The 24,899-nt window shown below is 46.8% G+C and carries 24 protein-coding genes and 1 tRNA gene; 3 read left to right on the forward strand and 22 right to left on the reverse strand.

Features of this window, described 5'->3' with window-relative positions; all coding sequences use genetic code 11:
* Positions 1-94: 94 nt before the first annotated feature.
* From B5F87_RS07510 to B5F87_RS07545, 8 genes are all read right to left on the reverse strand, one after another.
* The gene (locus B5F87_RS07510; RefSeq protein ID WP_087279162.1) at positions 95-898 is read right to left on the reverse strand and encodes an ABC transporter permease; all 804 of its coding nucleotides are present in this window, start codon (positions 896-898) and stop codon (positions 95-97) included.
* Complete coding sequence (locus tag B5F87_RS07515) at positions 895-1,698, reverse strand: ABC transporter permease (protein ID WP_087279165.1); 804 nt, start codon at positions 1,696-1,698, stop codon at positions 895-897. Before B5F87_RS07515 ends, B5F87_RS07510 begins: the two co-directional genes overlap by 4 nt.
* Entirely contained in the window at positions 1,691-2,620 is a 930-nt protein-coding gene (locus tag B5F87_RS07520; protein WP_087279168.1) for an ABC transporter ATP-binding protein, read from the reverse strand. The genes B5F87_RS07515 and B5F87_RS07520 overlap by 8 nt, the downstream gene beginning before the upstream one ends.
* A gap of 234 nt (positions 2,621-2,854) precedes the next feature.
* Positions 2,855-3,862: an alpha/beta hydrolase gene (locus B5F87_RS07525; protein ID WP_242964318.1), complete on the reverse strand. Its 1,008-nt coding sequence runs from the start codon at positions 3,860-3,862 to the stop codon at positions 2,855-2,857.
* Positions 3,863-3,936: 74 nt separating this feature from the next.
* Entirely contained in the window at positions 3,937-4,785 is an 849-nt protein-coding gene (locus B5F87_RS07530) for an aldo/keto reductase (RefSeq protein WP_087279501.1), read from the reverse strand.
* Positions 4,786-5,108: 323 nt separating this feature from the next.
* A complete protein-coding gene (locus tag B5F87_RS07535) occupies positions 5,109-6,239 on the reverse strand; it encodes an aldo/keto reductase (RefSeq protein ID WP_087279171.1) in 1,131 nt (376 codons plus the stop codon).
* A gap of 142 nt (positions 6,240-6,381) precedes the next feature.
* Positions 6,382-6,963 (reverse strand): sugar O-acetyltransferase, encoded by a 582-nt coding sequence (locus tag B5F87_RS07540; RefSeq protein ID WP_087279174.1) that lies wholly within the window; start codon positions 6,961-6,963, stop codon positions 6,382-6,384.
* A 99-nt stretch (positions 6,964-7,062) separates the two neighbouring features.
* Entirely contained in the window at positions 7,063-9,735 is a 2,673-nt protein-coding gene (locus B5F87_RS07545; protein ID WP_158096991.1) for a YfhO family protein, read from the reverse strand.
* A gap of 249 nt (positions 9,736-9,984) precedes the next feature.
* On the opposite strand from B5F87_RS07545, the gene B5F87_RS07550 reads away from it, so the two are divergent.
* The 3 genes from B5F87_RS07550 to B5F87_RS07560 all read left to right on the forward strand — a co-directional run bounded on the left by B5F87_RS07550 (position 9,985) and on the right by B5F87_RS07560 (position 12,395).
* A complete protein-coding gene (locus B5F87_RS07550) occupies positions 9,985-10,686 on the forward strand; it encodes a response regulator transcription factor (RefSeq protein ID WP_087279179.1) in 702 nt (233 codons plus the stop codon).
* A complete protein-coding gene (locus tag B5F87_RS07555; protein WP_087279182.1) occupies positions 10,679-12,082 on the forward strand; it encodes a HAMP domain-containing sensor histidine kinase in 1,404 nt (467 codons plus the stop codon). The genes B5F87_RS07550 and B5F87_RS07555 overlap by 8 nt, the downstream gene beginning before the upstream one ends.
* 230 nt (positions 12,083-12,312) lie before the next feature.
* A tRNA-Leu gene (locus B5F87_RS07560) sits at positions 12,313-12,395 on the forward strand.
* A 161-nt stretch (positions 12,396-12,556) separates the two neighbouring features.
* On the opposite strand, the gene B5F87_RS07565 is transcribed toward B5F87_RS07560, so the two are convergent.
* From B5F87_RS07565 to B5F87_RS07620, 14 genes are all read right to left on the reverse strand, one after another.
* Positions 12,557-13,300: a dihydrofolate reductase family protein gene (locus tag B5F87_RS07565; protein WP_087279185.1), complete on the reverse strand. Its 744-nt coding sequence runs from the start codon at positions 13,298-13,300 to the stop codon at positions 12,557-12,559.
* Positions 13,297-13,776 carry a hypothetical protein gene (locus tag B5F87_RS07570; protein WP_087279189.1) on the reverse strand — a complete coding sequence of 160 codons (480 nt, stop codon included), beginning with the start codon at positions 13,774-13,776 and terminating at the stop codon, positions 13,297-13,299. The genes B5F87_RS07565 and B5F87_RS07570 overlap by 4 nt, the downstream gene beginning before the upstream one ends.
* Positions 13,776-14,159, reverse strand: a complete 384-nt coding sequence (locus tag B5F87_RS07575) for a hypothetical protein (RefSeq protein WP_087279192.1) — start codon at positions 14,157-14,159, stop codon at positions 13,776-13,778. Before B5F87_RS07575 ends, B5F87_RS07570 begins: the two co-directional genes overlap by 1 nt.
* A gap of 164 nt (positions 14,160-14,323) precedes the next feature.
* On the reverse strand, positions 14,324-15,769 hold the full coding sequence (locus tag B5F87_RS07580) for an MDR family MFS transporter (protein WP_087279195.1): 1,446 nt from the start codon (positions 15,767-15,769) through the stop codon (positions 14,324-14,326).
* Positions 15,750-16,220 carry a MarR family transcriptional regulator gene (locus B5F87_RS07585; protein ID WP_087279198.1) on the reverse strand — a complete coding sequence of 157 codons (471 nt, stop codon included), beginning with the start codon at positions 16,218-16,220 and terminating at the stop codon, positions 15,750-15,752. Before B5F87_RS07585 ends, B5F87_RS07580 begins: the two co-directional genes overlap by 20 nt.
* Before the next feature lie 225 nt (positions 16,221-16,445).
* Complete coding sequence (locus tag B5F87_RS07590; RefSeq protein ID WP_087279201.1) at positions 16,446-17,663, reverse strand: aminotransferase class I/II-fold pyridoxal phosphate-dependent enzyme; 1,218 nt, start codon at positions 17,661-17,663, stop codon at positions 16,446-16,448.
* A 111-nt stretch (positions 17,664-17,774) separates the two neighbouring features.
* On the reverse strand, positions 17,775-18,860 hold the full coding sequence (locus B5F87_RS07595) for an Ig-like domain-containing protein (protein ID WP_087279203.1): 1,086 nt from the start codon (positions 18,858-18,860) through the stop codon (positions 17,775-17,777).
* A 135-nt stretch (positions 18,861-18,995) separates the two neighbouring features.
* Positions 18,996-20,081 carry an AAA family ATPase gene (locus tag B5F87_RS07600; RefSeq protein WP_242964320.1) on the reverse strand — a complete coding sequence of 362 codons (1,086 nt, stop codon included), beginning with the start codon at positions 20,079-20,081 and terminating at the stop codon, positions 18,996-18,998.
* Positions 20,078-20,182 carry an AAA family ATPase gene (locus tag B5F87_RS20950; protein ID WP_158096992.1) on the reverse strand — a complete coding sequence of 35 codons (105 nt, stop codon included), beginning with the start codon at positions 20,180-20,182 and terminating at the stop codon, positions 20,078-20,080. The genes B5F87_RS07600 and B5F87_RS20950 overlap by 4 nt, the downstream gene beginning before the upstream one ends.
* Before the next feature lie 184 nt (positions 20,183-20,366).
* Positions 20,367-20,951: a response regulator transcription factor gene (locus B5F87_RS07605; protein WP_087279208.1), complete on the reverse strand. Its 585-nt coding sequence runs from the start codon at positions 20,949-20,951 to the stop codon at positions 20,367-20,369.
* Positions 20,952-20,954: 3 nt separating this feature from the next.
* The gene (locus B5F87_RS07610; RefSeq protein WP_242964321.1) at positions 20,955-22,427 is read right to left on the reverse strand and encodes a sensor histidine kinase; all 1,473 of its coding nucleotides are present in this window, start codon (positions 22,425-22,427) and stop codon (positions 20,955-20,957) included.
* 266 nt (positions 22,428-22,693) lie between these two features.
* The gene (locus tag B5F87_RS21690; protein ID WP_343215737.1) at positions 22,694-23,185 is read right to left on the reverse strand and encodes a permease; all 492 of its coding nucleotides are present in this window, start codon (positions 23,183-23,185) and stop codon (positions 22,694-22,696) included.
* The gene (locus B5F87_RS21695) at positions 23,179-23,604 is read right to left on the reverse strand and encodes a permease (RefSeq protein ID WP_343215738.1); all 426 of its coding nucleotides are present in this window, start codon (positions 23,602-23,604) and stop codon (positions 23,179-23,181) included. Before B5F87_RS21695 ends, B5F87_RS21690 begins: the two co-directional genes overlap by 7 nt.
* Complete coding sequence (locus B5F87_RS07620; RefSeq protein ID WP_087279210.1) at positions 23,597-24,742, reverse strand: DUF362 domain-containing protein; 1,146 nt, start codon at positions 24,740-24,742, stop codon at positions 23,597-23,599. Before B5F87_RS07620 ends, B5F87_RS21695 begins: the two co-directional genes overlap by 8 nt.
* Between the last annotated feature and the right edge of the window lie 157 nt (positions 24,743-24,899).

The following is a 24,899-nucleotide window of genomic DNA, read 5'->3' on the forward strand; positions in this document are numbered from 1 at the left end:
TACTGTGCTTACATAATCTAAAAGTGCTTTCATAGAAGAACTCCTATCCTTTTTTCTTTGAGTATACCAGAAAATCAGGATGGATGTTCACAATTTATTCATTCATGCGTTTGTCGTGTCCCTTCTTTAATACTGCCCTGCCTTTTCTTCCCCGGACTTCCGTTTGCCCGTTCCGTCCGGACAACACCATAAGCAGCAGGACAGCTGCCAGCAGAAAGATTGCCAGCACGGCCGCCGCCGGCGGCGCCTGATATGTGAAATCTCCTAAATCATAACCGCTGCCGCAGTACGAGTCTGACAGGATCATCGCCGCCTTGACAGGATACCAGTTCATGATCCGCCCCTCAAAGGTTCCCAGATAGCCGTACACAAAGGCGAAGGCCACGCCGAACACGCTGCTTTTCAGAAGAAATGTATTGAGAACGATCAGCGGAAGCACCGCCACGTAGATCAGTACATTTGACAGGATGATCCGCCCGGCAGCAGCGGCCACCGTCTGCACCGTCATACCCGGCAGGCCCAGAAAACCGTTGACCATCACGGCAAAAACGATATTGCAGAGACTGAAGGCCACGGTCAGAAACAGCAGAAGAATCAGCTTGCCCGTCAGCAGATTCCTGTAGGAAACGGGGATCGTCAGGATGGATTTTAATGTGTCATCCGTCCTCTCCCGGGCCGTCAGAAAAACCGCCATGAGCATGATGATCACCGGGAAAAAATATGTACAGTTGGTGCTGATGATCTCATGAACGTAATAGGAGAAATCCCAGCCCTCAGAGGTACTCGCCGTGGAATAAAAAAATCCCATGAATACCGAAAGAACCGTCATAACCGCTCCCGCCTTCACCACCGAATACCGTTTGATTTTCCAGAATTCCGTAACAACACAGTCTTTCATCTTGTCCACCTCCTGTAAAACCGAAAGATCAGAAACTGGCTGACCGCCAGCGTAACGCCCAGCACCGCAAAAGCCTCCGGATTCGACGGAATCATGGCATAGGCTTCCGGAGTCAGATTTTTCTGGGGACTGTGCCACAGTAGCAGCCCGCTGGTCCAGTTCATAACACACAGGATTGGAAAACAGTTGATAATCCGTATGAGAGAAAGATTCATGGACACCACCGCCAACATGCCCCAGGACAATATCGCGTAAAAAAACGATAACAACATAGAAATCAAATAGGTCTTATTAAAATATACAATACACACGATCACCGGCAAAGAGGCGACGGTGATCCCCACGCTGAACAGGCAGGCAAGCCCTATCTTAAATCCCAGCTCATATACTGTCCCTGCCCCGAGAATCCAGGTAAACAAAACGGTGAACAGTACATTTGCCAGCGTATAGATCAGACTGTAGATCAGCAGAACCAGAAGCTTTGCCAGCACCAGCTTCGTGGTCGTGACCGGGATGACCCGGATATTTTTGAATGTGTCATTATCTCTCTCCAGGAAAAACAAAAGCGACGCAAGAATACCCAGCAGGCAGGGTTCCAGCAGAACCAGGCCGTAAGAAAGCATCAACGAGTAGGAGTAATCAAACCGCTGCTGCAGATAGGCTGCGCTCATATCGCCGCTCATGCCGGACTTTGTCACATATACCACCAAAAGAGGAAACAGCACTGACAGGGCAACAATGGCCGGAATGAGCTTCTTCCTTTTCAGCTTCATAAACTCGCATACAAGAAGTTCAGGCAATCCCCTCACCCCCTGTCACCTTCTTAAAATAATCTTCCAGGGTGTCCTCGCAGATCTTCGCGCAGGAAACGGAAAGGCCGTTCTGCACCAAAACCGGGAGAATGTCCTGAATCTGCACCTGCATATTGTAAATGTGCAGGCCGTTCACGCCGTCTGCCTCATAATCCGCAACCGGGAGCGCCAGCCTTTCTGCCAGAAGATTTCCTGCCCGCTCCGGCTCCGACACTTCCAGATAAATGTACCGGCTGTTCTTTCGTTCCAGCTCTTCAAGACTCTCCTCTTCCAGCAGTCTGCCGTGGTCGATGATGCCGATATCATCGGCCAGCAGCGCGATCTCCGACAAAATGTGGCTGGAGATCATGATGGTCTTCCCTCTCTCCCGGCAAAGCTTCCGTATGAAATCGCGGACCTCCGCGATGCCGATGGGATCAAGGCCGTTGATGGGCTCGTCAAGAATCAGAAGATCCGGGTCATGCATGATAGCAAGGGCGATGGCAAGCCTCTGCTTCATACCAAGGGAATACTGGGAGAACAGCTTCTTATCTTTGTAGGGCAGATTTACGAGGGCGAGGGCTTCCCGTATCGCCTCCGGATTCTTTATCTGCCGCAGTCTGGCAAAAATCCTCAGATTCTCCGTTCCGGTGAGATTCGGATAAAAACCCGGCGACTCAATGAGACTCCCCACGTGTGGAAGAATCCGTGTCTCATTGCCCGGCAGCGGTTTCCCGAATATCCGTATCTGCCCCGATGTGGGCGCTGTCAGCCCCAGAAGCATTCGCATGATGGTCGTCTTGCCGGCTCCGTTTCTCCCGAGCAGCCCGTAAATCCTCCCGGGCTTTATATGCAGGCTGGCTCCAAACACCCCCGACTGCTCCCCATATTTTTTAGTCAGATCATTGGTTTCTATCATGTACTGGCTCATGGCTGTGCCTCCTTTCCTTCGGATGAATTCATATCGCATTTTCGTGAATTACTTTTGCTCCTGAAGAAAGAATAGCACGTGTCCCTTAAAAGAAGGATAAGGCAGCCTTAAGTTCTCCTTAAAAAAGGCTGCTGTACCGTTTTAGTACAACAGCCTTTTTAAAGAAAGAAAAACAAAGACATGTATTTATTTGCATTTATCTTTTGTATGCCGGGAAGCGGATCACATTACCCGTTACATCTGCGCTTCCCAGAAGGCCACCGCGTCGTTGATCCAGCCCTCCGCCACGGTGTCGGTTCCCAGACCGAAGCCGTGCCTCAGTCCGTTATATACATGGAATTCCGTCGGGATTCCATAGCCTTCCAGCGTCTCAAGACGTCGCTGTATAGTTCTCCAGCTGGCGATTCCGTCATTGGTTCCCACACAGGCGTAAGTCGGCGCATCCTGCGGGGAAGCGTCGCTGTAGCCGGTGTACTGCATGATGACCGCAGCAGCCTGCGGAATATCCGGTCTGCCATAATAGGCAGGGCCGTAGCTGGCGTTGCCAAGCTCCGCCGCCATTCTGGCTCCCGCGGAACCGCCCCAGAGTGAGTACCCCTCTTTATCCACCTGAAGCTCCTCTGCGTGGTCATAAATATAGGCAATGGCCTGCGCCAGATCTTCATAGGCGTAATCCGGGCGGTATATGAGAGCAAATGCGTTGTAGCCCTTTTTGCTTACCTCAAGGGCGTGAGGAAAGCTGTCGTGCATGGCTCCCACATACATAAACCCGCCGCCTGCGTTCATGATGGCAAATTTTGCTCCCGGATCACCCTTAAAAAAGAATAATCCCGTATCTGCCCTGGACGCGTCTTCTTCTATCTCATCATCCGAATAGATGTTATAAAAAAACTGCTCGCCGTTTTCGGCTCTCGTTTTCAGATCGTTGACAATCTCAACGGTCTTATCTGCGTCAATATTGGAGTACCAGACATACACATCGCTGCTGCTGATATCCGCCAAAGTCATGTCCTCGCTGATATAGCGGTCCACCGGGAAAAGCAGCCGGCCAAAATCCCCGAAAGCAGGGTCATGAATAACTTCTCCCACCGTAGTATCCTGTGTAAACGGCTCCGTTGGAGTGTCCGCCCGGGCGGTGGCATTCTCTGCCGCTTCCGTTGTCTGCTCTCCGCTGCTCTGCCGCGCCTCGCTGGTTCCGCAGGCACAGAGCAGAGCGGTCATAATCATTATCATCGATATCATTATCACATTTTTCATATTCTTCACGAATTCTTAAAGTTTCGCAGATACTTCTTCCTCCTGCCTTTTCTTTCTGATTATTCCTGGCTGTCAAAGTCCGGCGCCATGGCGAGGTATCCCTGCAGCATCTGTTTTGTTGCTGTGTAATACCGTACATTTTTATCTGTTTTCGCGATGTCTGCCATCTCGTCGTCCGTCAGAGTGAAGTCAAAAATGTTCAGGTTGTCCTTAATATGCGCCTCACTCTTAGAACCAGGGATAACGATATTGCCCATCTGGGTATGCCATCTCAGGATGATCTGCGCAGTGGATTTGCCGTATTTACCGGCAAGCTCCGTGAATACTCTCTCGTTGAGCAGCGCCTTATCTCCATGTCCCAGCGGATACCAGGCCATAATCTTCGTGCCCATGTCCTTAAGAAATGCCTTCATGGCTGTCTGCGGATAATACGGATGCGCCTCCGTCTGCAGTACCGCCGGTTTGATCTCCGTGGCGTCCACAACCTCTTTGATCATATCTTCCGTAAAGTTGGAAAGTCCCAGTGAACGTACCTTTCCCGCTTTCACAGCTCGCTCCATGGCTTTGTACGCGCCGATATAGTCGCCCACCGGCTGATGCAGGAACAGCAGATCCACATAATCCACGTCCAGTCTCTTTAATGTGGCGTCAATGGCCGCATCAGCGTCGGCGTAAACGCTTGGCCAAAGCTTGGTGGAGAGGTAAATGTTTTCTCTTGCCACGCCGGAACGTTTGATTCCCCGTCCCACGCCTTTCTCATTCATATAGCCGTTGGCCGTGTCGATCAGTTCATATCCGTTCTGCAGCGCCACCAGCACAGAATTCTCTGCCTCCGCCGGGCTTAAAAGGAAAGTGCCGATACCGGCTGCCGGAATCTTTGTTCCGCTATTTAAGTTGAAATATTCCATGATACATTCCTCCCTGATATACTCTCGCCGGGCCGCAGCTGCGCGTTTCTTCGCACGCACCGCAATCCCTGGGTTATCTTTTCATTTCTCCTTACAAATGTATTGTAGCCGAATCCTTCCGGGAATAGAATTCTCGATGTGTTATAAAACTGTATACCTAAAGGTGTTGACTGCTCTCCTATGACGAAAAAAGACCCGGCAAAACGCCGGGTCGAAGACAAAGATATATTATATGATTCTACATTTTTGTTCCGGCGCCTTTGTACGATTGGCATCTGCCGGAATCATCAGCGTCTTTGCACCGTTAGCATCCGCCGAAATTATCAGCCTTTCAGCTTCGCTGCAAAATCTGCCATGGCTTCGGATATCTTAATTTGCTGCGGACAGACCTTCTCACAGCTTCTGCAGCCGATACAGGCTGACGGCCATTTCTCTTCCGGCACCGCACTCAATGCCATCGGTGCGATGAATCCGCCGCCGGTAAAGCTGTGCTCATTGTAGAGTTCCAGAAGATTCGGAATATCCAGTCCCTTCGGACAGTGACTGACGCAATAATGACAGGCAGTACAAGGCAGTGTGCCGTTCAACATACCGTCCGCAATGGAAAGAAGTGCTCTCATCTCCTTCTCATTAAGCGGTTTATCCGTCTCAAAGGTTTCGATATTAGCCTTCATCTGTTCCGCGTTGGACATACCGGATAATACCATGGTCACCTCCGGAATGGACTGCAGGAAACGGAACGCCCACGCCGGAATATCCTCATCCGGACGCAGGGCCTTCAGAGCAGCTGTTTCTTTCTCCGGCAGCGTTGCCAGCTTACCGCCCCGCAGCGGTTCCATTACCCATACCGGAATATTATGTTCTTTTAACAGTTCCACTTTCGCCTTGGCATCCTGGAATGTCCAGTCTATGTAATTCAGCTGAATCTGGCAGAACTCCATGTGCTCGCCGTAAGCGTCCAGGAAACGTTTCATTACATCATAGCTTCCGTGAGCAGAGAAACCGAGATGTCTGATCCGTCCGTTTTTCTTCTGTTCCATGAGATACTCGAAAATGCCGTATTTCTCATCAAGGTAAGCGTCGATATTCATCTCGCACACATTGTGGAACAGATAGAAATCAAAATATTCTACCTGACATTTTTCCAGCTGTTTTTCAAAGATTTCTTTTACCTTCGGCATGTTGGACAGGTCGTAGCCCGGGAACTTGGTGGCAAGATAAAACTTATCTCTCGGATATTTGCTGAGAGCTTTTCCCATAACCAGCTCGGAATTGCCATTGTGATAGCCCCACGCCGTATCATAATAATTGACGCCGTGTTCCATGGCGTAGGCAACCATCTGTTCTGCAGCCGCCTCGTCAATTCTGGCGTCATCGCCGTCAATGACCGGAAGACGCATTGCGCCCATACCCAGCGCCGATAACTTCAAATCCTGAAAATCTCTGTATACCATTTTTCATCCTCCTGACTTCCTCAAGCATTATATTCATACGCTTCTGTTTATCATTTTTATTATAAATCTCATCGAATTAAGTTGCAAATGCCTGAAACGTATAGTTTGCTATGCCTGAAACGTCTTACAGGTATCATCACATTTACTTTCTCGCAATCCTGTCCTCCTCGGTAATCTCCCGGATGACTCTGCACGGATTCCCTACGGCAAGAACATTGGCAGGAATATCTTTGGTCACCACGCTTTTGGCTCCGATGACGCTTCCCTCTCCGATAGTAACGCCCGGAAGAATCGTCACATTTGCGCCAATCCAGACATTGTCTCCCACAGTGATCGGTTTGGCAATCTCCAGTCCCTGATTACGCTCCCCGGCCACCAGCGGATGAATAGCAGTGTACATACCGCAGTATGGGCCGATAAAGCAGTAGTTACCGATAGTTATCGGCGCACAATCCATAAAATATGCGTAATGATTAACAAAGGTATTATCACCGATGCGGCAGTTGTATCCATAATCCACATTAAACGGCGCCAGTATGGTGCTCCCCTCTCCAAATTGAGCCAGAAGCTCACCTATTATTCTATTTTGTTTCTCGTGCTCCCGGGGAGCGATATGATTTAACGCAAAGCAAAGCTCCTCCGCCTTTTCACGTTCTTCAAGAAGTTCCGCATCATAATTAGCGTCATACCACAGTCCAAGATCCCTTTTTTCACGTTCTGTCATCACTATCTTTCCTTTCTGATTCCATCAGATCTTTTATTTATTCTGCAGTTTCCTGCAGCCATTTTATGGTAATACTTCCGTATGGAAATGTAAAGAAAATTATACTGCGGGCTCCCGCCTTTTTCTCCATTCTTGTATACCAGACAGAAGCGCAAAGAGAAGCCAGCCTGACAGTGACATTGCTTTCCCTGCCGACAATCCCGGCGCGTGATAAACGATTTCAATGGAATGAGTGCCTTCCTCAATCAGGCATCCGAGAAACGCCGTATCAACTTCCTTCGTCTCTGTCTTTTTTCCATCCACATATACGGTAAAATTATTTTCATAAGGAATTGTCGTGACCAAGTATCCGGCTTTTGTCACAGTAATCTCGCCGGAGATGACATTTCCCTTCGTTTTATCCTTATCCAGTGATAATTCCGATTGATACAGGCCGCTTTGTGCCGGCAAGCTGCCCTGGTAAACCTGCATATCTGACAGCTGATACTCTCCTTTTTTAAAAGATATTTCGACGGCTTCCTGGCCTTCCTCCAGCGGAACTGCAAAAGAAAACGTAGTATTATCATTATAATAATAGTGACATTTTGCTGTCAGAGTATTTTTTACATCACCCACCTGAATGGACATATCCTGATTTGGATGCAGATTTTTTACCTTAAATTGTATGAAAATCACATTCTGGCGTCCATCGTCCTGTTTTCCCTGCGAGTTTTCTTCCTGAGGGACAGAAACCGAAATTTTTTTCTCCTCTTCTGCAGATATATCAATCCTTCCGGAACTCTTTTTCAGCCAGCTGCTTTCACTGATTCCGGATACAAACTCGTCAAAAATGTCTTGAATATTTCCATCTTTCCGTATCTCTTCCTGTACCCCGATATAAGATTCTTTGCCTTCATCAGCCGCCACGTTATTATTTGCAACGGCATAATACAGCAGTGCCAGCTGATTATACGGGAATTCAAGTTTCTCATATTCCGAAGCCGTCATAACACGGTCTGTGCTGTAAATGACCGGAGAAACAGATTTATTTTCATAAACGTTCCAATCTCCCTGCTCTCCCACTTTCTCATAACCTGATATGTCTTTTTTTGATAAAATGTATTTTATTCCCATTAATCTCTGAAACACAGGATTATAAGAAAAAGACTGCATCAGACAATTTCTAAACGGCTGTTCCAGCTGGAAAGTTTCTTTTCGAAAACTGTCGTAACCTTGATGGTATCCGGAAGAATACATAGAAGAAATATATTGTTGTTCTGTCCAGATACGGTTAATATTTGCGCCATTTTCATCTGAACTGCCGGCTTGTTCCGTCCGGTACATCCCTGTTTCTCCATCTAATGTTTCTTTTATAAGACTTCCAATCTCTTTGTCGGTCAGCGTTTTATAATATTCCGTATCGATCGCACGGTCCATTTTTTGATGGCATACGGTTCCGAACAGAATCAGGAAACATATTGCCGGAGTTAAAATCACCAGCGCATTTCTCTTTTTGCAGACAATGCAAAAGCATAAAAGCATAAAGACAGCATCAGCCATAAACAACAGAAACTGCCAGTTTGCTCCGATTTGTTCCCGCTGCAAGACAATAAGAATTATAGTCAATATATAGGGGCAAATATACCAGTACAATTCCGTCTTCGTTTTTCTGACTTTTTCCATAGAATGAAGATATAAAGCGATCAGATAACAAAGTACCGGAAGAAAAGGAATCAATGCTTTATCCCTGATATAAAGACCTCCGTTCAGCATCCAGGAAAACATTGGAATGAGCAGCAGAATCAAACTGCTTCCTGCCAGTATTTTATTGTGCCGCTTTTTAAAGAACAACACGGATAATAGCACAGTAAAAGCGAGTGTCGTCAGCCCCAGTCCATACGGCGTATAACAAAATTCCTTGATATGAAACTGCGGAATAAGAAGCTCTTTCCAGGAAATATCATTTGTACCGCTTCCTCTCCCTGTCAGAGCATACAAAGTCGGAATGAGAAGCACTCCGCTCATCATTACGGCCAATATAAGACGGGCGGCAAATCCCACGCCTTCTTTGATAAAATCTAAAACAGTGATTCTCAGCCCCTGCCGGTCGCATTCCAGCAGATACCGGTGAACGGCATAAACACCCAGAACAAGCATTCCTCCAATGCTGAAATAGAAACTGGTCATAATCATAAGAAAAACACTCAGAATCAGCAAACCGCCTTTTTTTCGTCCGCCTGCCTCTGACTGAAAATACCTGTCTACGCTCAGCAGCCCCATACAGAGAAACGGCATATAGTTTACAAACATAATCTGATTATAAGAATGGAAAATCATTGGCGCGGCCAGAAGAAATAATACTGCCGTACCAAAACATATACTTCTTCTAAATTGCTGTTTTTGCAGCCAGATATACATAAGAATGACAGAAGACGCCAGACAGACGAACTGCGCCGCCATCATATAATCTGACATTTTTACAAAAGGCAGAAGATAAGAAACTAAAATGACTGGACTGTAGAGTCCGTAATAAGAATAATGGTAAATATTTTGTCCGGCTCCCAGATTGGCCGCAAACTCCGGAAAAAAATTGCCGGTGTCATAAAACTGCTGCCTGAAATAATCAGGTATCACGCTATGCTGGCTGATCCAGTCAATTTTTGATCCGAACACGCCAAACCGCAGACAAAACAGCCAGCAAAAAAATACAGTAAGCAGCAAAAGAAGCAGCGGCGGAAGAACCGACAAATATTTTCTATTTTTATTTCTCTCAATCCATGGTTGTCCTTTCATCCACAGTTGTCCTATTTTCACCTGTTTTACACCTCCAGCAGCTATCCTGCGCAGCCGTATGCATTTTACTGATGCATTCTCCTGATAAAAACGCGTCCGCACATAGCTTTCCATTTTGGGACTAACTCTAAACGAGGATTCTTAAAAAACCCCAAAATCATTTCTTAATTTTTCTTAAGAGAGCCCCGTTTTTTCTTAATTTTCGGTATAATAGACAGGAAAATGGTCTGGAAAGGAGAACGAAATACGATGGAACACTCACGAATTTTAATTGTAGACGACAATCCTGAAATCAGAGAAATCATTCATGTCCTCCTGGAAGGAGAGGGATTTTTGATTGAGGAGGCCGCAGACGGGGAGACAGCTCTGCAGCTCACCATGGAAAAGGATTTTGACCTGATTATTCTTGATATTATGATGCCGGGGAAAAACGGATACCAGACCTGTGTCTCCATACGGAAAAACTGCAACGCGCCAGTGCTCTTTTTGAGCGCCCGAACACAGGACAGTGATAAAACACTGGGATTTTCGAGCGGAGGCGACGATTATCTGGCCAAACCCTTTTCCTATAACGAATTAATCAGCCGCAGCAAGGCTTTAATCCGGCGCTATCTGGTCTATAAAGGTAAGGAACAGCCATCCTCATCCAAAAAAATTCTCAGATATCACCATCTGGAAATTCATGAAGAAGAACAAGAAGTATTTGCGGACGGAAATCCTCTGATCCTCACTGATACCGAATACGCTATTCTCCTTCTTTTTGTCACACACAGACATCAGATTTTTTCCGCGGAACACCTCTATGAAACTGTGTGGAAAGAGTCGTATTATTACGGCGCCAATAACACGGTCATGGTACATATCAGAAATCTGCGGAAAAAAATTGAAAAAGATCCAAAAAATCCGGTTCTTATCAAAACTATCTGGGGAAAGGGGTATCGCTGTGATTAAAAACATTGGCATCTGGATTTCATCCCTGAAAATCCGTCATCAGTTTTTCCTTCTCCTGCTTCTTACCGGCGTTCTCTGTTTCTCATTATTTCAATTTCTCTGGCAGAACAAATGGGAAGCCGCATATGCCGCAAGACATATGGGAATAGTATCTATTCCGGAATCCCATGATGATTTTTTTCAGAATCTTTATGACCATGCAAAAGAATATTCTGTGCCTGACTCCGAAAATAATCTGAAACAGCAGAGAGAATTTGCGCCCTTTTTCAATCTGTGCGACGAATATACCGGCATGTATATTTATGGCGCCGACGATGGTATCTACCGCACCGGAAGATTTCCGGAATACTTTTATAAACACAGCAGTTTCTTTTATAATCTGTCTGCCAATTTTACTGATAACATAGGGGAAGAATATGTCGAACTTTCCCTTCATTTTAAAAACGGTTATTACAGCGTTCAAGTATATCTGTACCACAACGCAGAATTTATTTTTTATTATTACATTTTCTGCTTTATCTTCTGCGTGGTACTGTTTCTGTCAGCGCTTCTGTTCTTTATCAACAGAAAAATGAAATCCATCATTTCCATGGAAAAAGATATTCTCCGTATGTCCACCGGCGATCTGGAGCATCCCATCAGTGTACAGGGCAACGATGAAATCGGCATTCTTGGCAGAGAACTCGATCATCTCCGGATGACGCTGCGTGAAAACATCATACAGGAACAGGAGAGCCGGAAAGCCAATCAGGATCTGATCACCGCTCTCTCCCACGATCTGCGTACCCCTCTTACGATTCTCCGGGGCTATCTGGAAGTCATGCAGCTTCGCCGCAATCCGGAAATCCATGAAGAATATCTGCGCCGGTGCCTGAAAAAAACCGGAGATATCCAGGAGCTCACAGACCGCATGTTTGAATATGCGCTTGTTTCCGAGGAAAAAGAAATCCCGGAGTTTTCTGTTCTTACCACCGACACTCTGCTGCAATATCTCCGGGAAAACTGCGAATACATCCGACTTGCCGGCTTCCGGACGGACTGCCATTTTCCGGAAGAATCTGCCGAACTGTCCAGCGACAGCCTGATGCTGAAAAGGATTTTTACCAATCTGTTTTCCAACATCCTCAAATACGGCGACAAGGAAAGTCCTGTCAGGATCTTTTGTGTCATCCGCACCATTCCCGAACAGGTGCACATTTCTGTCGGCAATACTGTACGAAAAGAATATTCTGATGCGGACAGCAACAATATCGGCCTGAAAAATGTTCAGAAAATGGTAGATCTCCTTGGGGGCAGACTGGATATGGAACGCTGCCAGGGCGCGTTTACCGTTCATTTAACCTTTCCGCTCAAAAAACAGGAATCTTCCCCTTTCCGGCTGACGCTGCACCGGTAACAGCGGAAAAACAGGCGAAAAAATCTCTGTTCTCATAAACAGGCAAAAAAATGCATTTTTTACAGGATATAAAAAGGAAAGTAAACGCAAAAAAATCATTGACAGAATTTTTATGATATGATAGTATATCAGAGTTGATGTGCAAAATCATCAGTTACAGCTGCGTGATATTTTTCTATGTTTTTGTTTAAAGTATTCTCTCTGCTTCTCACATGCAGAACAGAATATAAGCCGATGTGGCGGAATTGGCAGACGCACTTGACTCAAAATCAAGCGGAGATAATCCGTGCCGGTTCGAGTCCGGCCATCGGCATAAAAAGCTCTTCCAACAGCGGAAGAGCTTTTTTGCTGTTCAGATAAAAAGAAAATCCCACCAGGATTTTTAGTTCCTGATGGGGCATCTGATTAAACTAAAAAATATTGCTGAAAGCATCACCATTCCAATTCGATGCATGAAGAGATTTTTATTTTTTATTATCTCCGATTCTTCGGCACATACCGCAGCCAGATTCCGTCGCCTTCCACCTTCCGGACGTCCAGCAGAGAAAAGGCTGCCGGTACATTTTCTGCCAGATAATCGGAGCGGTCAAATACCGTCGCCTTGTCGGTCTCGCCGCCGGCCAGCGGACTTAACACAAGGCTCAGCTCGTCGATGGCTCCCGCCTGGAGGAAGGACCAGTCAACCATGCCTCCGCCGGTGATCATCAAGGAGTTGACGCCAAACTCTTTTTTCAGGGTCTCCAGGAACCGTCCGATATCCAGACGTTCTTTTCCGGCAAACAGATAGGAAATGCCTGCCCGGCGGAGCATGGCAAGGTATCCGTCCGATACATTTTCTGTCAGGACCTCGATCATGTGCAGCTCCGGCATACCTGCTCTTTTTATGTGCCCTTTGTTCCATCGAAGACTGCCCTCCGTATCAATGATGACCGCATAATGCTGCGCCTGAGGGTCCGCCACGTAGGTCTCCCGAGGGTAAATCCGCGCTGCTTCCAGCTCTTCTATCTCTTCCTCGTCCAGGAATCCATCGGCATAGATGGACGCCGCCGTCACCGCCCCTGCCAGATACGCGTCGCACTGATAGTCGGCACGGATGCGGGCGAAGGCCTCCTGCACCGGCTGCAGTTCCGGCATCATAAAATAAGAACCGCTGATATTGCCGTCCAGCGCACTTAAAATGTGGCAGACCACGTAAGGTCTGTTTTTGTTCTGTTTCATTTTGTATGTCTCCCTTCTCTGTTATCTATTCTGCTACTCGTTCCAGAACCAGCAGAGGCCATTGTAAATGTACTGGGACGCGTATTCTCCGGAATGTGTTCCGGCTTCCTGGACTCTGTAGGCGAGATTGCCTTCCTGTTCATTGTCCGCTTCCACAAAGAGAATCCGCCAAATGCCCTGTGGTCTCTGGAAGCCGTGAGCGCCTCCGGCGTTGTATCATCGGCAAAGGTACTGTAACGGCTCTCCACCGCCGGAATCAGATCGTTCATCAGCTCATTATGATAATTGTCCGTCAGCTGCAGCGCCAGACCGTAATCGGAACTGTCCTCCGGACTTGTATTATTGTAAGTCGGGCAGACGATGATCATCGGCTGCATCCGGCCATCCTCGATGGCGTGATCCACGATGTTCTTCAGCGTTGACGGCGACCGGTCGGTTCCCATCATGGTGGTCTCGTTGCTCCATCCGCCGTGCATCAGATAGAAAACATTGTATTGCTCTTCCTCGTCATATCCGTAAGGCAGGTATACAACGCGGTCTTCTCAAGCTCCTCGGACTGTTCCTCGTAGCTCATGGATTCGTAGGTGGTATAATCCAGCCTTTCAATGGAGCCCTGCTGTTCGGCAGGTAACTCGTATCCTTCCGGAACCTGCGCGAGGGTTTCGGGAATCTCAGCCTGGGTTACCGAAGTCAGCGACTCATGTGCCTGCGCTTCGGAAGAAGTTTCCTTCTCCTGCGTTGTCTGCTCCGCCGCACCTGTTTCTGACAGGCTGTTCTGTGTATTCTCCCCGGTGGCTGCGCAGCCCATGCAGGCCGCGGCAAGGGTGAGAGATAAAACCAACGATAACATTTTCTTCATTGCTGCCTCCTTTATTCTATCAAGAAATATTTTTCTTCTTTTATATAATAAAAAAAGGAGGCCTCAAACAGAAGTCTCCTTTAGTGTGGCAGTTAGTACCTCTCACTTTATACTCCGTTATCTGCTGCCGTATATCCGTTCCCCCGTCACCGTGCTTTTCGTTTTCAGGAAGACACTCTGGAGCCTCCGGTCGTCAAAACAGAGATCAGCAGCAGCACCAGCGCTCCTGCTGCCATCCAGAAAAAGGCGACGTTCATGCCATGCATCATGGCTGCATCCCCATAAGTCTGTGCGGAGGATGCGCTGACCACCGTCATGATTCCCACAAAAACGGCGGATCCGATGGAGCCGGCTATGGTCCGGAAGGAGGTCAGCAGAGATGAGGCGTCTGCCACCTTCTGCGGTGCCACATTACTGGTTCCCCAGGTTAATAGCGGCATCATGAGGCTTCCTATGGAAATGTTCCGAATCACATTCAAGGCCGCCGCCACCCAGAGGGGCGTCTCCATGGTCAGGAAAAACATTCCTATATTGCTGACAAGCAGAGCAGCCGAACCGGCCACAAACAGCTTCTTTATACCCATTTTGTCATAGATTCTTCCCGCAAACGGACTAACGACCGCCGTGGCAAAGGAACCCGGCAGAGTTACAAGACCCGAGGTCACTGCGGAGTATCCCATGACGCTCTGTACATACAGCGGCATCATCACCGAGGATCCCATCATCACAAGATAGAGAACCATGCTGGCGATCACGCTCACCGCATAATTCCGGTTTTTGAGAATCTTCACATCGAGGAACGGTTTTTCCAGACTGTTTTGCCTGAAAACAAAAAACAAGCAGATGATGATTCCTGCAACCAGAGGTGCGCCTGCCTCCAGGCTCACCAGACCGAAACTGCTGATATTTCCAATACCGAGGGTAATGCCTCCAAAGGCCACAATGCTCTCCACAAAGGAAATCACATCAAATTTCTTATCCTGCAGTTCCAGCACGTCCTCAAATACAAAGCAGGACAGCAGCAGGGAAGCCGCCATGATAACCAGTACTACATAAAAAATGGACTTCCACCCAAAGGCGTCGATGAGCAGTCCCGCGATGGTCGGCGCCACGATGGGAGCGGCCGTGGTGCAAAGTCCGTAGGTTCCCATCATAGTCCCCCGTTTTTCCACCGGATAGATGGTAAGAATCACCACCTGCGCCGCCGACATCAGAACGCCGTTGCCGCAGGCCTGCAGGATCCGTCCCGCCATCATCACGCCGAAGTTTGTCGTAAAAATGCTCAGCAGCAGCCCCAGAATAAAGCATGCAATCCCGCTCAGATACAGCTTCTTTGTGGGAAAACGTGTGATCAAAAATGCCGTCAGCGGCAGCACCATTCCCATGGCCAGGGAATATCCGCTGGTCACCCACTGTCCGATGGAAGTGCTCACGCCAAAATATTCCACCAGATTCGGCAGAGCCGTGGTCATGGCTGTGGACAGCGTCGACGATGCTATTCCTGATACAATCAGACATATAAAAATCAGGCCGCGCTTTCTGTCATTGAGCAGTACACTTCCTGTCCGCTTTCCCGCATGCTGTTTTTCTTCATTTTTCAGATTGTCCATGTTGTGCCTCCATTCTGTGCCATACTTTCTGATTAATATTATCTGTCATTTTCTGCAGAGTCTCTTCTGTCAAAGACAGCGCTTCGGGTGAGATTCCCTCCCGAAGCGTCTGATAAAATTCCGCATGAATTTTTTTAATCTGCCTTGCCGCCGGAATCGCCTTCTCTGTCAGATAAAGGTGCTTCATCCGGCGATCTTTCTCATCGCCGGTCACATGGATATATCCCACTTTGGTAAGCTTTCGGATGGTCTTTGTAAGTGTTGCTTTATCCACCCGGAACCTCTCCACCATCTCCTGAGGCGAAGCGCCAGGATATTCATACAGATATTCCACATAAAACTGCTGTCCCCAGCCGATGTCAAAGTCAGACAGACCGCGGTCATAGTACATTTTCATCAGCCTGTCAAAAATCGAGACCCAGCGTCCCATTCTGGAAAAGCTGTCGTACATTTCTTTTCACACTCCTCCTGATATAAAAGTGCAGGATTTTTAGTTATATTTTCCGCACAGTTTTCAATTCTTTTCCTGTACGTTTGCAAACTAACTTTTCGCGTGTGAAACTATAGCACAAAATAGTAGCGAGGTCAACTATTATTTTGTAAATTAATATTTCATAAACATTTTTAAATTTCGTTTCCACTATTTTATTCTCATTAAAAAAACATCTTGCTCACATCACGGCAAAAATACATATTTTTTCAACCGCTCAAAGGCTTCTTTAATCCTGCTGGCCGGAGAAGCCAGATTCATACGGATATGACACGGACCGCCAAACGGCCTTCCGTCCTGCCAGCCAACGCCCACATCCCAGCCTGCTTTTACCAGCTGCTCAATGGTCATTCCACTCTGTTTACAATATTCCGTGCAGTCCAAAAATATCATATATGTTCCCTGAGGCATGACCACATCCACCCCATGGAAATTCTTTTTGATAAACTCGACGGCATAGCGTGCATTCTCCTCAAGAACCGTCCGCAATTCCCCAAGCCATTCACTGCCCTCCGGCTTATAGGCACCGATGAGGGCGTGCATGGAAAGGACGTTCATCTCATTATAATGGGTCGCATCGCCGTACCGGGTGATTCTGTCCCGCAGATAGTCGCTGTAAATGACATGAAAACTGCCGATCATGCCTGCCAGATTAAATGTTTTGCTGGGCGCATACACGGCGATCACATGTTCTCTCGACCAGTCGCTGACCATCTGCGTTGGAATATGTCTGTGTCCGGAAAAGGTCAAATCCGCCCAGATCTCGTCGCTGATCACATAACAGTCGTTGGCCGCATAGACTTCCATAGCCTTCTCCAGTTCCCAGCGCTCCCACACCCGGCCGCATGGATTATGCGGCGAGCAGAAAATCGCCAGATGAATGTGATTCTCCCTCAATTTCCGATCCATGTCTTCATAATCCATCCGCCAGACACCCTCCGCGTCTTTCTTAAGCGGGCTGAACACAGATTTTCTTCCCAGTCCTTCAATATCTGAGGTGAATCCCAGATAAAACGGACTGTGAATCAGAATTCTATCCCCCGGCTGGGACAATACGTTGACCGCGCTGGTCACGCAGCCATGGACGCCGTTTTCATATCCGATATGTTCTTTTTTCAGTCCGGTCACATCGAAATGCTTCTCCTGCCACCGGATAATCGAATTATAATACTCTTCTGATGGCCGGAAATAGCCAAAAGCCGGATGCCGAAGTCTCTCTACGACCGTCTCTGTCACAGAAGGACAAGTAGGAAAATTCATGTCTGCTACCCACATGGGAATAAAGTCAAAGCCTTCCTTGGGCTCGTCCGGTTCATTTCCCCATACTTTATCCGCTCCGATACCATCAATGGCCAGGGCGTCTTTACCCCTGCGGTCCATGATGGAAGTAAAATCGTATTTCATGTGAAATCATCCTCCGTTTCATCAGTGTAACTGGCACAAAAAATTACACCTCTCATTTCAAAGTAGCTTCTATTCTACTACGCATGAAAGAGAGGTGCAAGTTTTCAATGCTTATTTGATTTTCTTTGAAACTATTATTTTACTCCAACGCCCAAATACTTTTGTTGTGGAATTACCGGAACGAGTTTTCTTGAAGGAACGAACTCTTATGTAATACTTCTTTCCTTTTTTCAATTTTTTTAATACTTTCGTTGTCTTTTTATTCTTTTTCAGATTCACCGTTTTCGTTTTATTCTTTTTAAATTTTTTGTTTGTAGAATACTGAATCTGATATCCGGAAGCGTTTGTATCCCGTTTAATCTGGACTCTTAATGACCTTGAACCTAATAAGGATAACTCTTTTACTTTTCCACGGTTCATTCCCGACTTGCCCCCGGATGATACACTATTATTTCTATTTCCAGATGAATTATTTGAATTATTTGTTCCGTCTGATACAGTTAAAACACAACTTGCCAGCGCTCTGCCGTCACCCATAAAAGAAATCGTTGTCGTTCCATTTTTAAGCGCCTGAATATTACCTGAATTATCTACCGTTGCCACTGAAGTATCCGAGGATGCATAGCTTCTTTCCGTAACAAATAAAGAATACAGGCTGTCTGGAGTTATGGTCATCAAATCTATTTTTCCGGTTGCTCCCGGAGCCAATGCCATTGTCGTATGAGATAAAGTTGCCCCGGACAATGGTTCTACTACATGGATTGGGAATGGATTGTCTGCATCCTGTACATCCTGAGTAAAATTTGGTCCAAAATAGTATGATGTTATGATTCCATTTAGAGTGGACACCCCTGGACTGACACCCCGAACAGTTCGGGTATACGAACTGGATGATCCTCCCGCATATTGCAATACGCTGGGATTGGAAATAGTCCAGCGAATACCTGTCTTATACGAGTATACGGAATATGTGGCAGTAAAAGTCATCGTATCTCCAACTTTAAGAATATATCTTCCATTTTTGTCTCTGTAAGAATTTCCTATTTTATTAATAGCTTCATCCCCATATTCATACAACGCCGCCTGTACCGGAAGACTCTTATTTACACTTCCCCAGAGAAAGAATGCCATCACCACTGCCAGACATCCGACCGTAAAGTATCGACACATCCTGAATTTTTTTGTTTTCTTTTTCATAACACATCTCCTCTCTCAAGTTACTGTTTTGCTTGAATTGTTACTACATGATGTTCTAATTTTACCATGATAAAAGCATAAAAAGAGAGAATCCTAAATTGTTTAGGATTCCCCTGAGATAGCGTCTGAAATACATTACAGTTTTTCGCATTTTTTCACCAGACATTCTTTTCTGTAAAAAGCCACTCCGTATGCCAGAATATCCTGATAGCCTTCCTGGCGAAGGGAAGCTGCATAATCCCTCCTCTCAATCTGCCGGAGGGCTTCGTCACATTTCTTTTGTAATTCCTGATAAGTTTTTGATATTTTAACCTCAAAAATTACCGCTTTACCTTTTACGCTGGGATACTTCAGCAGGATATCCGGACGGCCACTGCCGGATTCCCGGTTGGAAAGGACGATATAACCGCTCATATTTTTCAGCATTCCCGCCAGGAAACCATGATAATAGCTCTCCTGATAATCATAAAAACTGATGGTTTCCATGAGATTCTCTGAGAGAATTTCCGCTATTTTTTCTGCATCTCCTTCCAGGATACTCTCATAAAGAGGCGACAATTCCTTCTGTCTGGTCTTATCTTCAAACCAGCGCAGAACTGTAGTCTTGTAAATGTACCGGACCTCCCTGTTGGGAATGGCCAGTTCCATCAGGACATTTTCTTCCTCCTGCCTTTCACTGACCTTCTTTAAATAACCGGTGAAAAAGAGGAAATTCCAGAGGTGGTTCTGTGTGGAATACATGTCCTCATAAGTAATATCTTCATGAACCGGTTTCATAATGGTCCTGCCCTCGATGAGAGATTCAATCTCCTGCTTAACCGACAAATCCGCTTTTTCCACCAAAGTGCGGACAATACTGTTGGAGCTGGTGTTGGACCAGTAAGGTTTCGGCAATGCTTTCTTATTTCTATAACAGGATTGTATATAGTTGATAACGCTCCAGGGATTATAAACTTCCGTCTCACCAAACCGATAGCCGTCATACCATTCCCGGACGATATCGGCATTGTCCTGCAGATCATAAGCTTTAAGCAGATCATCTACTTCTTTTTGCGTAAATCCAAAATGTTCCGCATAGGCGTCGCTGGTGATGGAAATTACATTGAGGTTGTTAAGCCCTGAAAAAATAGACTCTTTACTGATACGAAGGCAGCCGGTCACCACGGCAAAGGCAAGATTCTCATTAGATTTCAGCACAGACTCGAAAAGAGAACGAATCATGTCAGCCATCTTATCAGCAGGGATTTATCCAGGTAATAATAACCCTGTTCGATCAGTTTTTTAAAATCATCAATGCCAATGGGCAGCGGTTTCCATCCCACAATAAAACCTCCTCTCCGCGCAAAAACATCCTGTTTCATACTATTATCATATATTTTCTGTTCTTTTGCAACCGGAGCCGGAAAAATATTTATTAAAAAAAGCCCTGCATTCTCCGGGCAAAAAAAGAAATCCCTCCATACCGGGGATTAGTTACGATTCACGCGGTGATCAGGATTTCCTTTTCTAATTACGAAATAGTTTGAATATATGCATCAGCTCCCGCTGGCTTTCCAGACCCAGTTTCTTTAGAATTTTAGTTTTTTGATTAGCTATAGTCTTCGGAGACGACTGTAGCTTTATATCCTTGCCCATGAGCATCTGAAAAACCCCCATCTCCGCTTCCGTCAGTCCCGAGAGAGCCATGGATGCGATGAGATATTCCTGGGCGGTATAGCCCCTGGCCAGCGCCAGAATGTTTTCCACCAGCAGGTTAGGCTGGTTCTTGAAAATGTAACCGGAAGCAAAAGCTTCTTTCGCTACTCTCAGCACGATATCAGGAGAGTCCAGCGAGGTCAGAATCAGGACTTTAGCGTCGGTGAGAAGACGGATTTCTCTGGAGATGCGGATGCCGTCCGCCTCGGAAATGCCAAGATTCAGATCCATGATGACAATCTGCGGGCGAAGGGCGCAAGCCATCTGCACCGCCTCTTCTTTTTTGCTGCAAGAACCGATCACCTCGATTTCCGGCTGTTTTTCCAGCATTTTCTTTATGAGAAATATAAAATCTTTATCGTCCTCCACAATAAATACGCGGACATTCTCTGTCATCTGCTATCCCCTCTCTCCCCTGTGCTTTTTATTCCCGCGTTTTTTTCTCTTCTGTCTCCGTCCGCCGGCAGGAAGACAGATGGTAAATTCCGTTCCGTGCCTTTCCGGATTGGTGGAACTTTCCACCTGGATATATCCGCCGTGTGCCCTCACCACCTTCTGGCAGTAAGACAATCCCATACCAAAATGGGAAGCATCGTGATGGCCGCTGTAATAAAGGGTAAAAAGCCGTGGAATATCCTCCTGTGGAATACCGCATCCATTATCGGAGACGCTCAGCAGAACAATGTTTTTCCGGGGTCTCTTGCAGGTAAGTTTAAGAACTCCATCGTCGCCCATAGCGTCTAATGCGTTGTCAGTCAGATTCAGAAGCACTTCCTTCATATAATAATAGTCGCAGGAAACCGGTTCGGCGGCCTCAGAAATATTCAGCCGGACTTCCCCCTTCCAACGGGCTTCCGTCTCCTCTTTTATTTCCTGAAAAAGTTTCTCTATCTCAACTTCCGACCATTGAAGAACAATCTCATCGGAATACAGACTGCTCCTTCTCACAAATTCTTCCATATGCCGGACAGAATTATCAATTATCGTGAGTTCATCGTCCACCTCGGAGACACCCAGACTGCGGATATAGTGGGAACACCAGCCAATCTTTGCCGCCTCTCCTTTAAGCATATGGATCAGATACCGCTCATTGACAGAAATGTCCGTGGAGTCGCCGGACCAATCAAAATATTCCCGGCTGAGACGCATTCCCCATACGCCGCCTTTGAATAAATGCCGCACATAATAAATGAATAAGAGCAACAGAATCACTGCGTTTCCCTGCCAGGCTTTATCCAGCTCATGGAGCTTTAAAAGATGAAAACAGAACAGGGTGATCAACCAATACCATAAAGGAAGGAGCGCAATGACCGAAACAAGGCGCCGCTGGCGGAACGAAATCTCCCGCCGTTCCCGAAACAGCGTCGCAATGATCAGGATCGTGGCAATGACTCCATAAATCAGATTGTAGGACGCCACAATGGTATATGCCTCCGGATTAGTCACAGGTATCTCCCTGGTCTGACTCCAGGGATAGACGATGCCAAAGCATGCAACAGGCAGAAAAACCAGCACTTTGAGCACTTTCGTGATTCTCGGCCAATATTCCTCCAGATGGCAGAAATGAAAACTGAAAATCATCACACAGGGCATGGCTACATAATAGAGGACTGCTGTGAGTATGGAATTAAGAAGATCATCCAGAGAATAGAGCACACCAAAAAGCAGGATCTCTTTGCCATAGAATATCCCGCTGTAGTAAATGTATTCTTTCAAAACCCCAATGCTCAGCAAAAAGCCGCAGATACAGCTCCACTGATTCACTTTATTTCTGGGACTGGAATAAAATATCAGAAAATAAAGCGCCCAGATCAACAGGGTAAACAGGAGCAGAAGCTCCGTCGGGAACCCTGTTACCTCCATCTTTGACATAGACCCTCACACTTTCTTTATGGACAAACTATAAGAAAATGATAGAAGATATCGAATCACATGTCAAGAAAATTGGCGGGCGGCTGTTCCCTCATTTTATAGGAATGACCAACTCACTTCCGTGTTTTACCTGCGCTCCTTTTGCACCAAAGAAGATACAGCAATACCATACCATTTATACGTTGAAATGTGTCACATTCCGATGAACCCCATCGGTTTATACAGACGATTATATTATCCGGTAGTAACAATCGGTCAAGAAGTTTTTATATCAGAAGATTAATGGCCAATCCTGTGACAAAGGAAAACATCATAACAAATATAAGATATATTACAAAGTTTTTTACGCCCAGTACAATTTTCAGCGCTCCCAGATTGGTAATCTTCGTGGATGGACCGGTGATCATAAAGGCTGCCGCACTTCCCATACTCATCCCGTCCATGAGCCATGCCTGGAGAAGCGGAATCGTTCCACCTCCGCAGGCATAGAGCGGCACCCCCACAGTGGCCGCCATCAGCACGCCAAAGGCTTCATTCCCTCCGAATGCCGCGGTCATCAGATTTTCCGGCACATACCGCTGGAAAAGAGCTGACAGCAGAACGCCGATCAGAAAATACGGACCTGTGGCCCGGATATTTCGTCCAATGTTTTTCAACAGGCGAATCAGAAGATTCGGATCGGTGTCACGGCTTACCGGCTCGTCAAAGCTGTCAAAGCGGAAGAACGGCTTTCCTCTCCCAAAGACACGGATCAGCAAACCGGCGGTAATTCCGCAAAAAAACAGGACACGATCCGCACAGCCAGCGCCGTTGTTCCCAGCGCTGTACTGTAAATGATCAGCTGTGGATTAAGTAAAATCGAGCACATCATAAATGAGGCCAGCCACTCATCCCTCATGCCGATTCCGGAGAAAGAGGCCGCCAGAGGGATCGTGCCGTACATACATAGAGGAGAAGCAATTCCAAGCAGACTTGCCGGAACGATTCCAAGCAAACCCATCTGACTTTGGCTCATACCCCTGAGCAGACCATAGATCTTATCCTTCAGAAAAACGGAGACACAGGAGCCCAGCAGGATACCCAATGCCCAATAGCCTAAGATCTGTCGGAGCTGCACATCAAAGTAATACCAGATATAGACGAACTCTCTGTGCAGAATCTCAAATATCTCACTCATCGATACTTACCATCTGATAGGTCCGGCTGCCCAGTCCGATATCTTCTCCATGCTCCAGCACATGGACTGCGTTGCGTGACTCCATCCGGTCAATAAGAGATTCTGTGTCATCCTGAGATGCATATACTAAATCCACGCAGGCCTGGTCCAGAGCCACCGGGTCTGTGGATGCCAGAATTCCAATATCATGCATATCCGGCTCTGCAGGATTTCCATCACAGTCGCAGTCGATGGACAGGTGATTCATAACACTGACGTAGAGGATATTCCCATCCAGGGCATCCACCACAGATTTTCCTGCTTCCGCCATGCTCTCTGTAAACGGATCCTGCTCACCGCCCCACGGACTGGTATGGCTCTCTCCTGCTGTGTGTATCAGACATTTGCCTTCCTGCGATGCCATGCCAATAGATATATTCTTGATGGCGCCGCCAAATCCTGCCATGGCATGCCCTTTAAAATGAGAAAGTACCAGATAGCCGTCATACTCCGGAAAATGTGCCCCCACAAGGTTTTCCGTAAGCTGTGTTCCTCCTTCCACCAGAAGGGATGTGGAACCATCCTCATCCAGCACCACAAAATCTGCAATATCTGTAAATCCGTGATCCTCAGCCACCTGATAATGCATGGCCGTGCCGGAGCGCTGCCCGCCATAAGCAGTATTATTTTCCACGATCGTTCCCTTCACCTGCTGTACCAGGTCAACGATCAGATCCGGATCCAGATAATTGCTGGCAGGCGGCTCACCGGTGGAAAGCTTCACCGCGATATTCTCACCTGTCAGTCCCGTACCCAGAGCATCATAAGCCGCCACCATGGCCTCCGGACTGATATCAGATGTAAAATAAACAACAGTATCCGAAGTTGCATCCTGATGTTCCAGAGAGGCAAGAGAAATAACTTCGCCGCCATTGGTTTGAATGCTTTCTCCCGGAACCGCCTCTCCCTCCGTTTCGGTAGTCTGTGTCCCGGATTCTCCTTCAGACTGTGAGGTTGCAGAAGTCGCAGATGTTGCGGATGTCGTAGATGTCGTAGAGCTCTCAGAAGTTGCAGATGTCGCATCTTCATTTCCGCAGCCTGCCAGCGTAGCCCCCAGCAAGGCGGTTCCTAAAATCAGACAAACTATATTTTTCCTCATCTTTATTCGTTTCCTCCTTCATTGTCGTATTCTTCTCTATATACAGAATAATCTACATTTCGCAGAAAGTACAATGCCAAAGACACATATATAACTATACTCTGAAAGCATACTGAAATGGACGATATAAAAGTCACCTCCGCAAAGTATGATATTT

The sequence above is a fragment of the Eubacterium sp. An3 genome, assembly GCF_002159465.1.
Classification (GTDB): domain Bacteria; phylum Bacillota; class Clostridia; order Lachnospirales; family Lachnospiraceae; genus Anaerobutyricum; species Anaerobutyricum stercoris.

Bases quoted from the DNA above. Each gene is read 5' to 3' on its own strand.
- B5F87_RS21695 (WP_343215738.1), bottom strand. From the start codon at position 23,604: ATGAGTGAGATATTTGAGATTCTGCACAGAGAGTTCGTCTATATCTGG.
- B5F87_RS07550 (WP_087279179.1), top strand. From the start codon at position 9,985: ATGGAACACTCACGAATTTTAATTGTAGACGACAATCCTGAAATCAGA.
- B5F87_RS07590 (WP_087279201.1), bottom strand. From the start codon at position 17,663: ATGAAATACGATTTTACTTCCATCATGGACCGCAGGGGTAAAGACGCC.
- B5F87_RS07530 (WP_087279501.1), bottom strand. From the start codon at position 4,785: ATGGAATATTTCAACTTAAATAGCGGAACAAAGATTCCGGCAGCCGGT.
- B5F87_RS07540 (WP_087279174.1), bottom strand. From the start codon at position 6,963: ATGACAGAACGTGAAAAAAGGGATCTTGGACTGTGGTATGACGCTAAT.
- B5F87_RS07565 (WP_087279185.1), bottom strand. From the start codon at position 13,300: ATGAAACAGAACAAAAACAGACCTTACGTGGTCTGCCACATTTTAAGT.
- B5F87_RS07600 (WP_242964320.1), bottom strand. From the start codon at position 20,081: ATGATTCGTTCTCTTTTCGAGTCTGTGCTGAAATCTAATGAGAATCTT.
- B5F87_RS07620 (WP_087279210.1), bottom strand. From the start codon at position 24,742: ATGAGGAAAAATATAGTTTGTCTGATTTTAGGAACCGCCTTGCTGGGG.
- B5F87_RS07605 (WP_087279208.1), bottom strand. From the start codon at position 20,951: ATGACAGAGAATGTCCGCGTATTTATTGTGGAGGACGATAAAGATTTT.
- B5F87_RS07580 (WP_087279195.1), bottom strand. From the start codon at position 15,769: ATGGACAATCTGAAAAATGAAGAAAAACAGCATGCGGGAAAGCGGACA.
- B5F87_RS07610 (WP_242964321.1), bottom strand. From the start codon at position 22,427: ATGTCAAAGATGGAGGTAACAGGGTTCCCGACGGAGCTTCTGCTCCTG.
- B5F87_RS07535 (WP_087279171.1), bottom strand. From the start codon at position 6,239: ATGGTATACAGAGATTTTCAGGATTTGAAGTTATCGGCGCTGGGTATG.
- B5F87_RS07545 (WP_158096991.1), bottom strand. From the start codon at position 9,735: ATGAAAGGACAACCATGGATTGAGAGAAATAAAAATAGAAAATATTTG.
- B5F87_RS07520 (WP_087279168.1), bottom strand. From the start codon at position 2,620: ATGAGCCAGTACATGATAGAAACCAATGATCTGACTAAAAAATATGGG.
- B5F87_RS07510 (WP_087279162.1), bottom strand. From the start codon at position 898: ATGAAAGACTGTGTTGTTACGGAATTCTGGAAAATCAAACGGTATTCG.
- B5F87_RS07575 (WP_087279192.1), bottom strand. From the start codon at position 14,159: ATGAAGAAAATGTTATCGTTGGTTTTATCTCTCACCCTTGCCGCGGCC.
- B5F87_RS07570 (WP_087279189.1), bottom strand. From the start codon at position 13,776: ATGCACGGCGGATGGAGCAACGAGACCACCATGATGGGAACCGACCGG.
- B5F87_RS07525 (WP_242964318.1), bottom strand. From the start codon at position 3,862: ATGATATCGATGATAATGATTATGACCGCTCTGCTCTGTGCCTGCGGA.
- B5F87_RS07595 (WP_087279203.1), bottom strand. From the start codon at position 18,860: ATGAAAAAGAAAACAAAAAAATTCAGGATGTGTCGATACTTTACGGTC.
- B5F87_RS07585 (WP_087279198.1), bottom strand. From the start codon at position 16,220: ATGTACGACAGCTTTTCCAGAATGGGACGCTGGGTCTCGATTTTTGAC.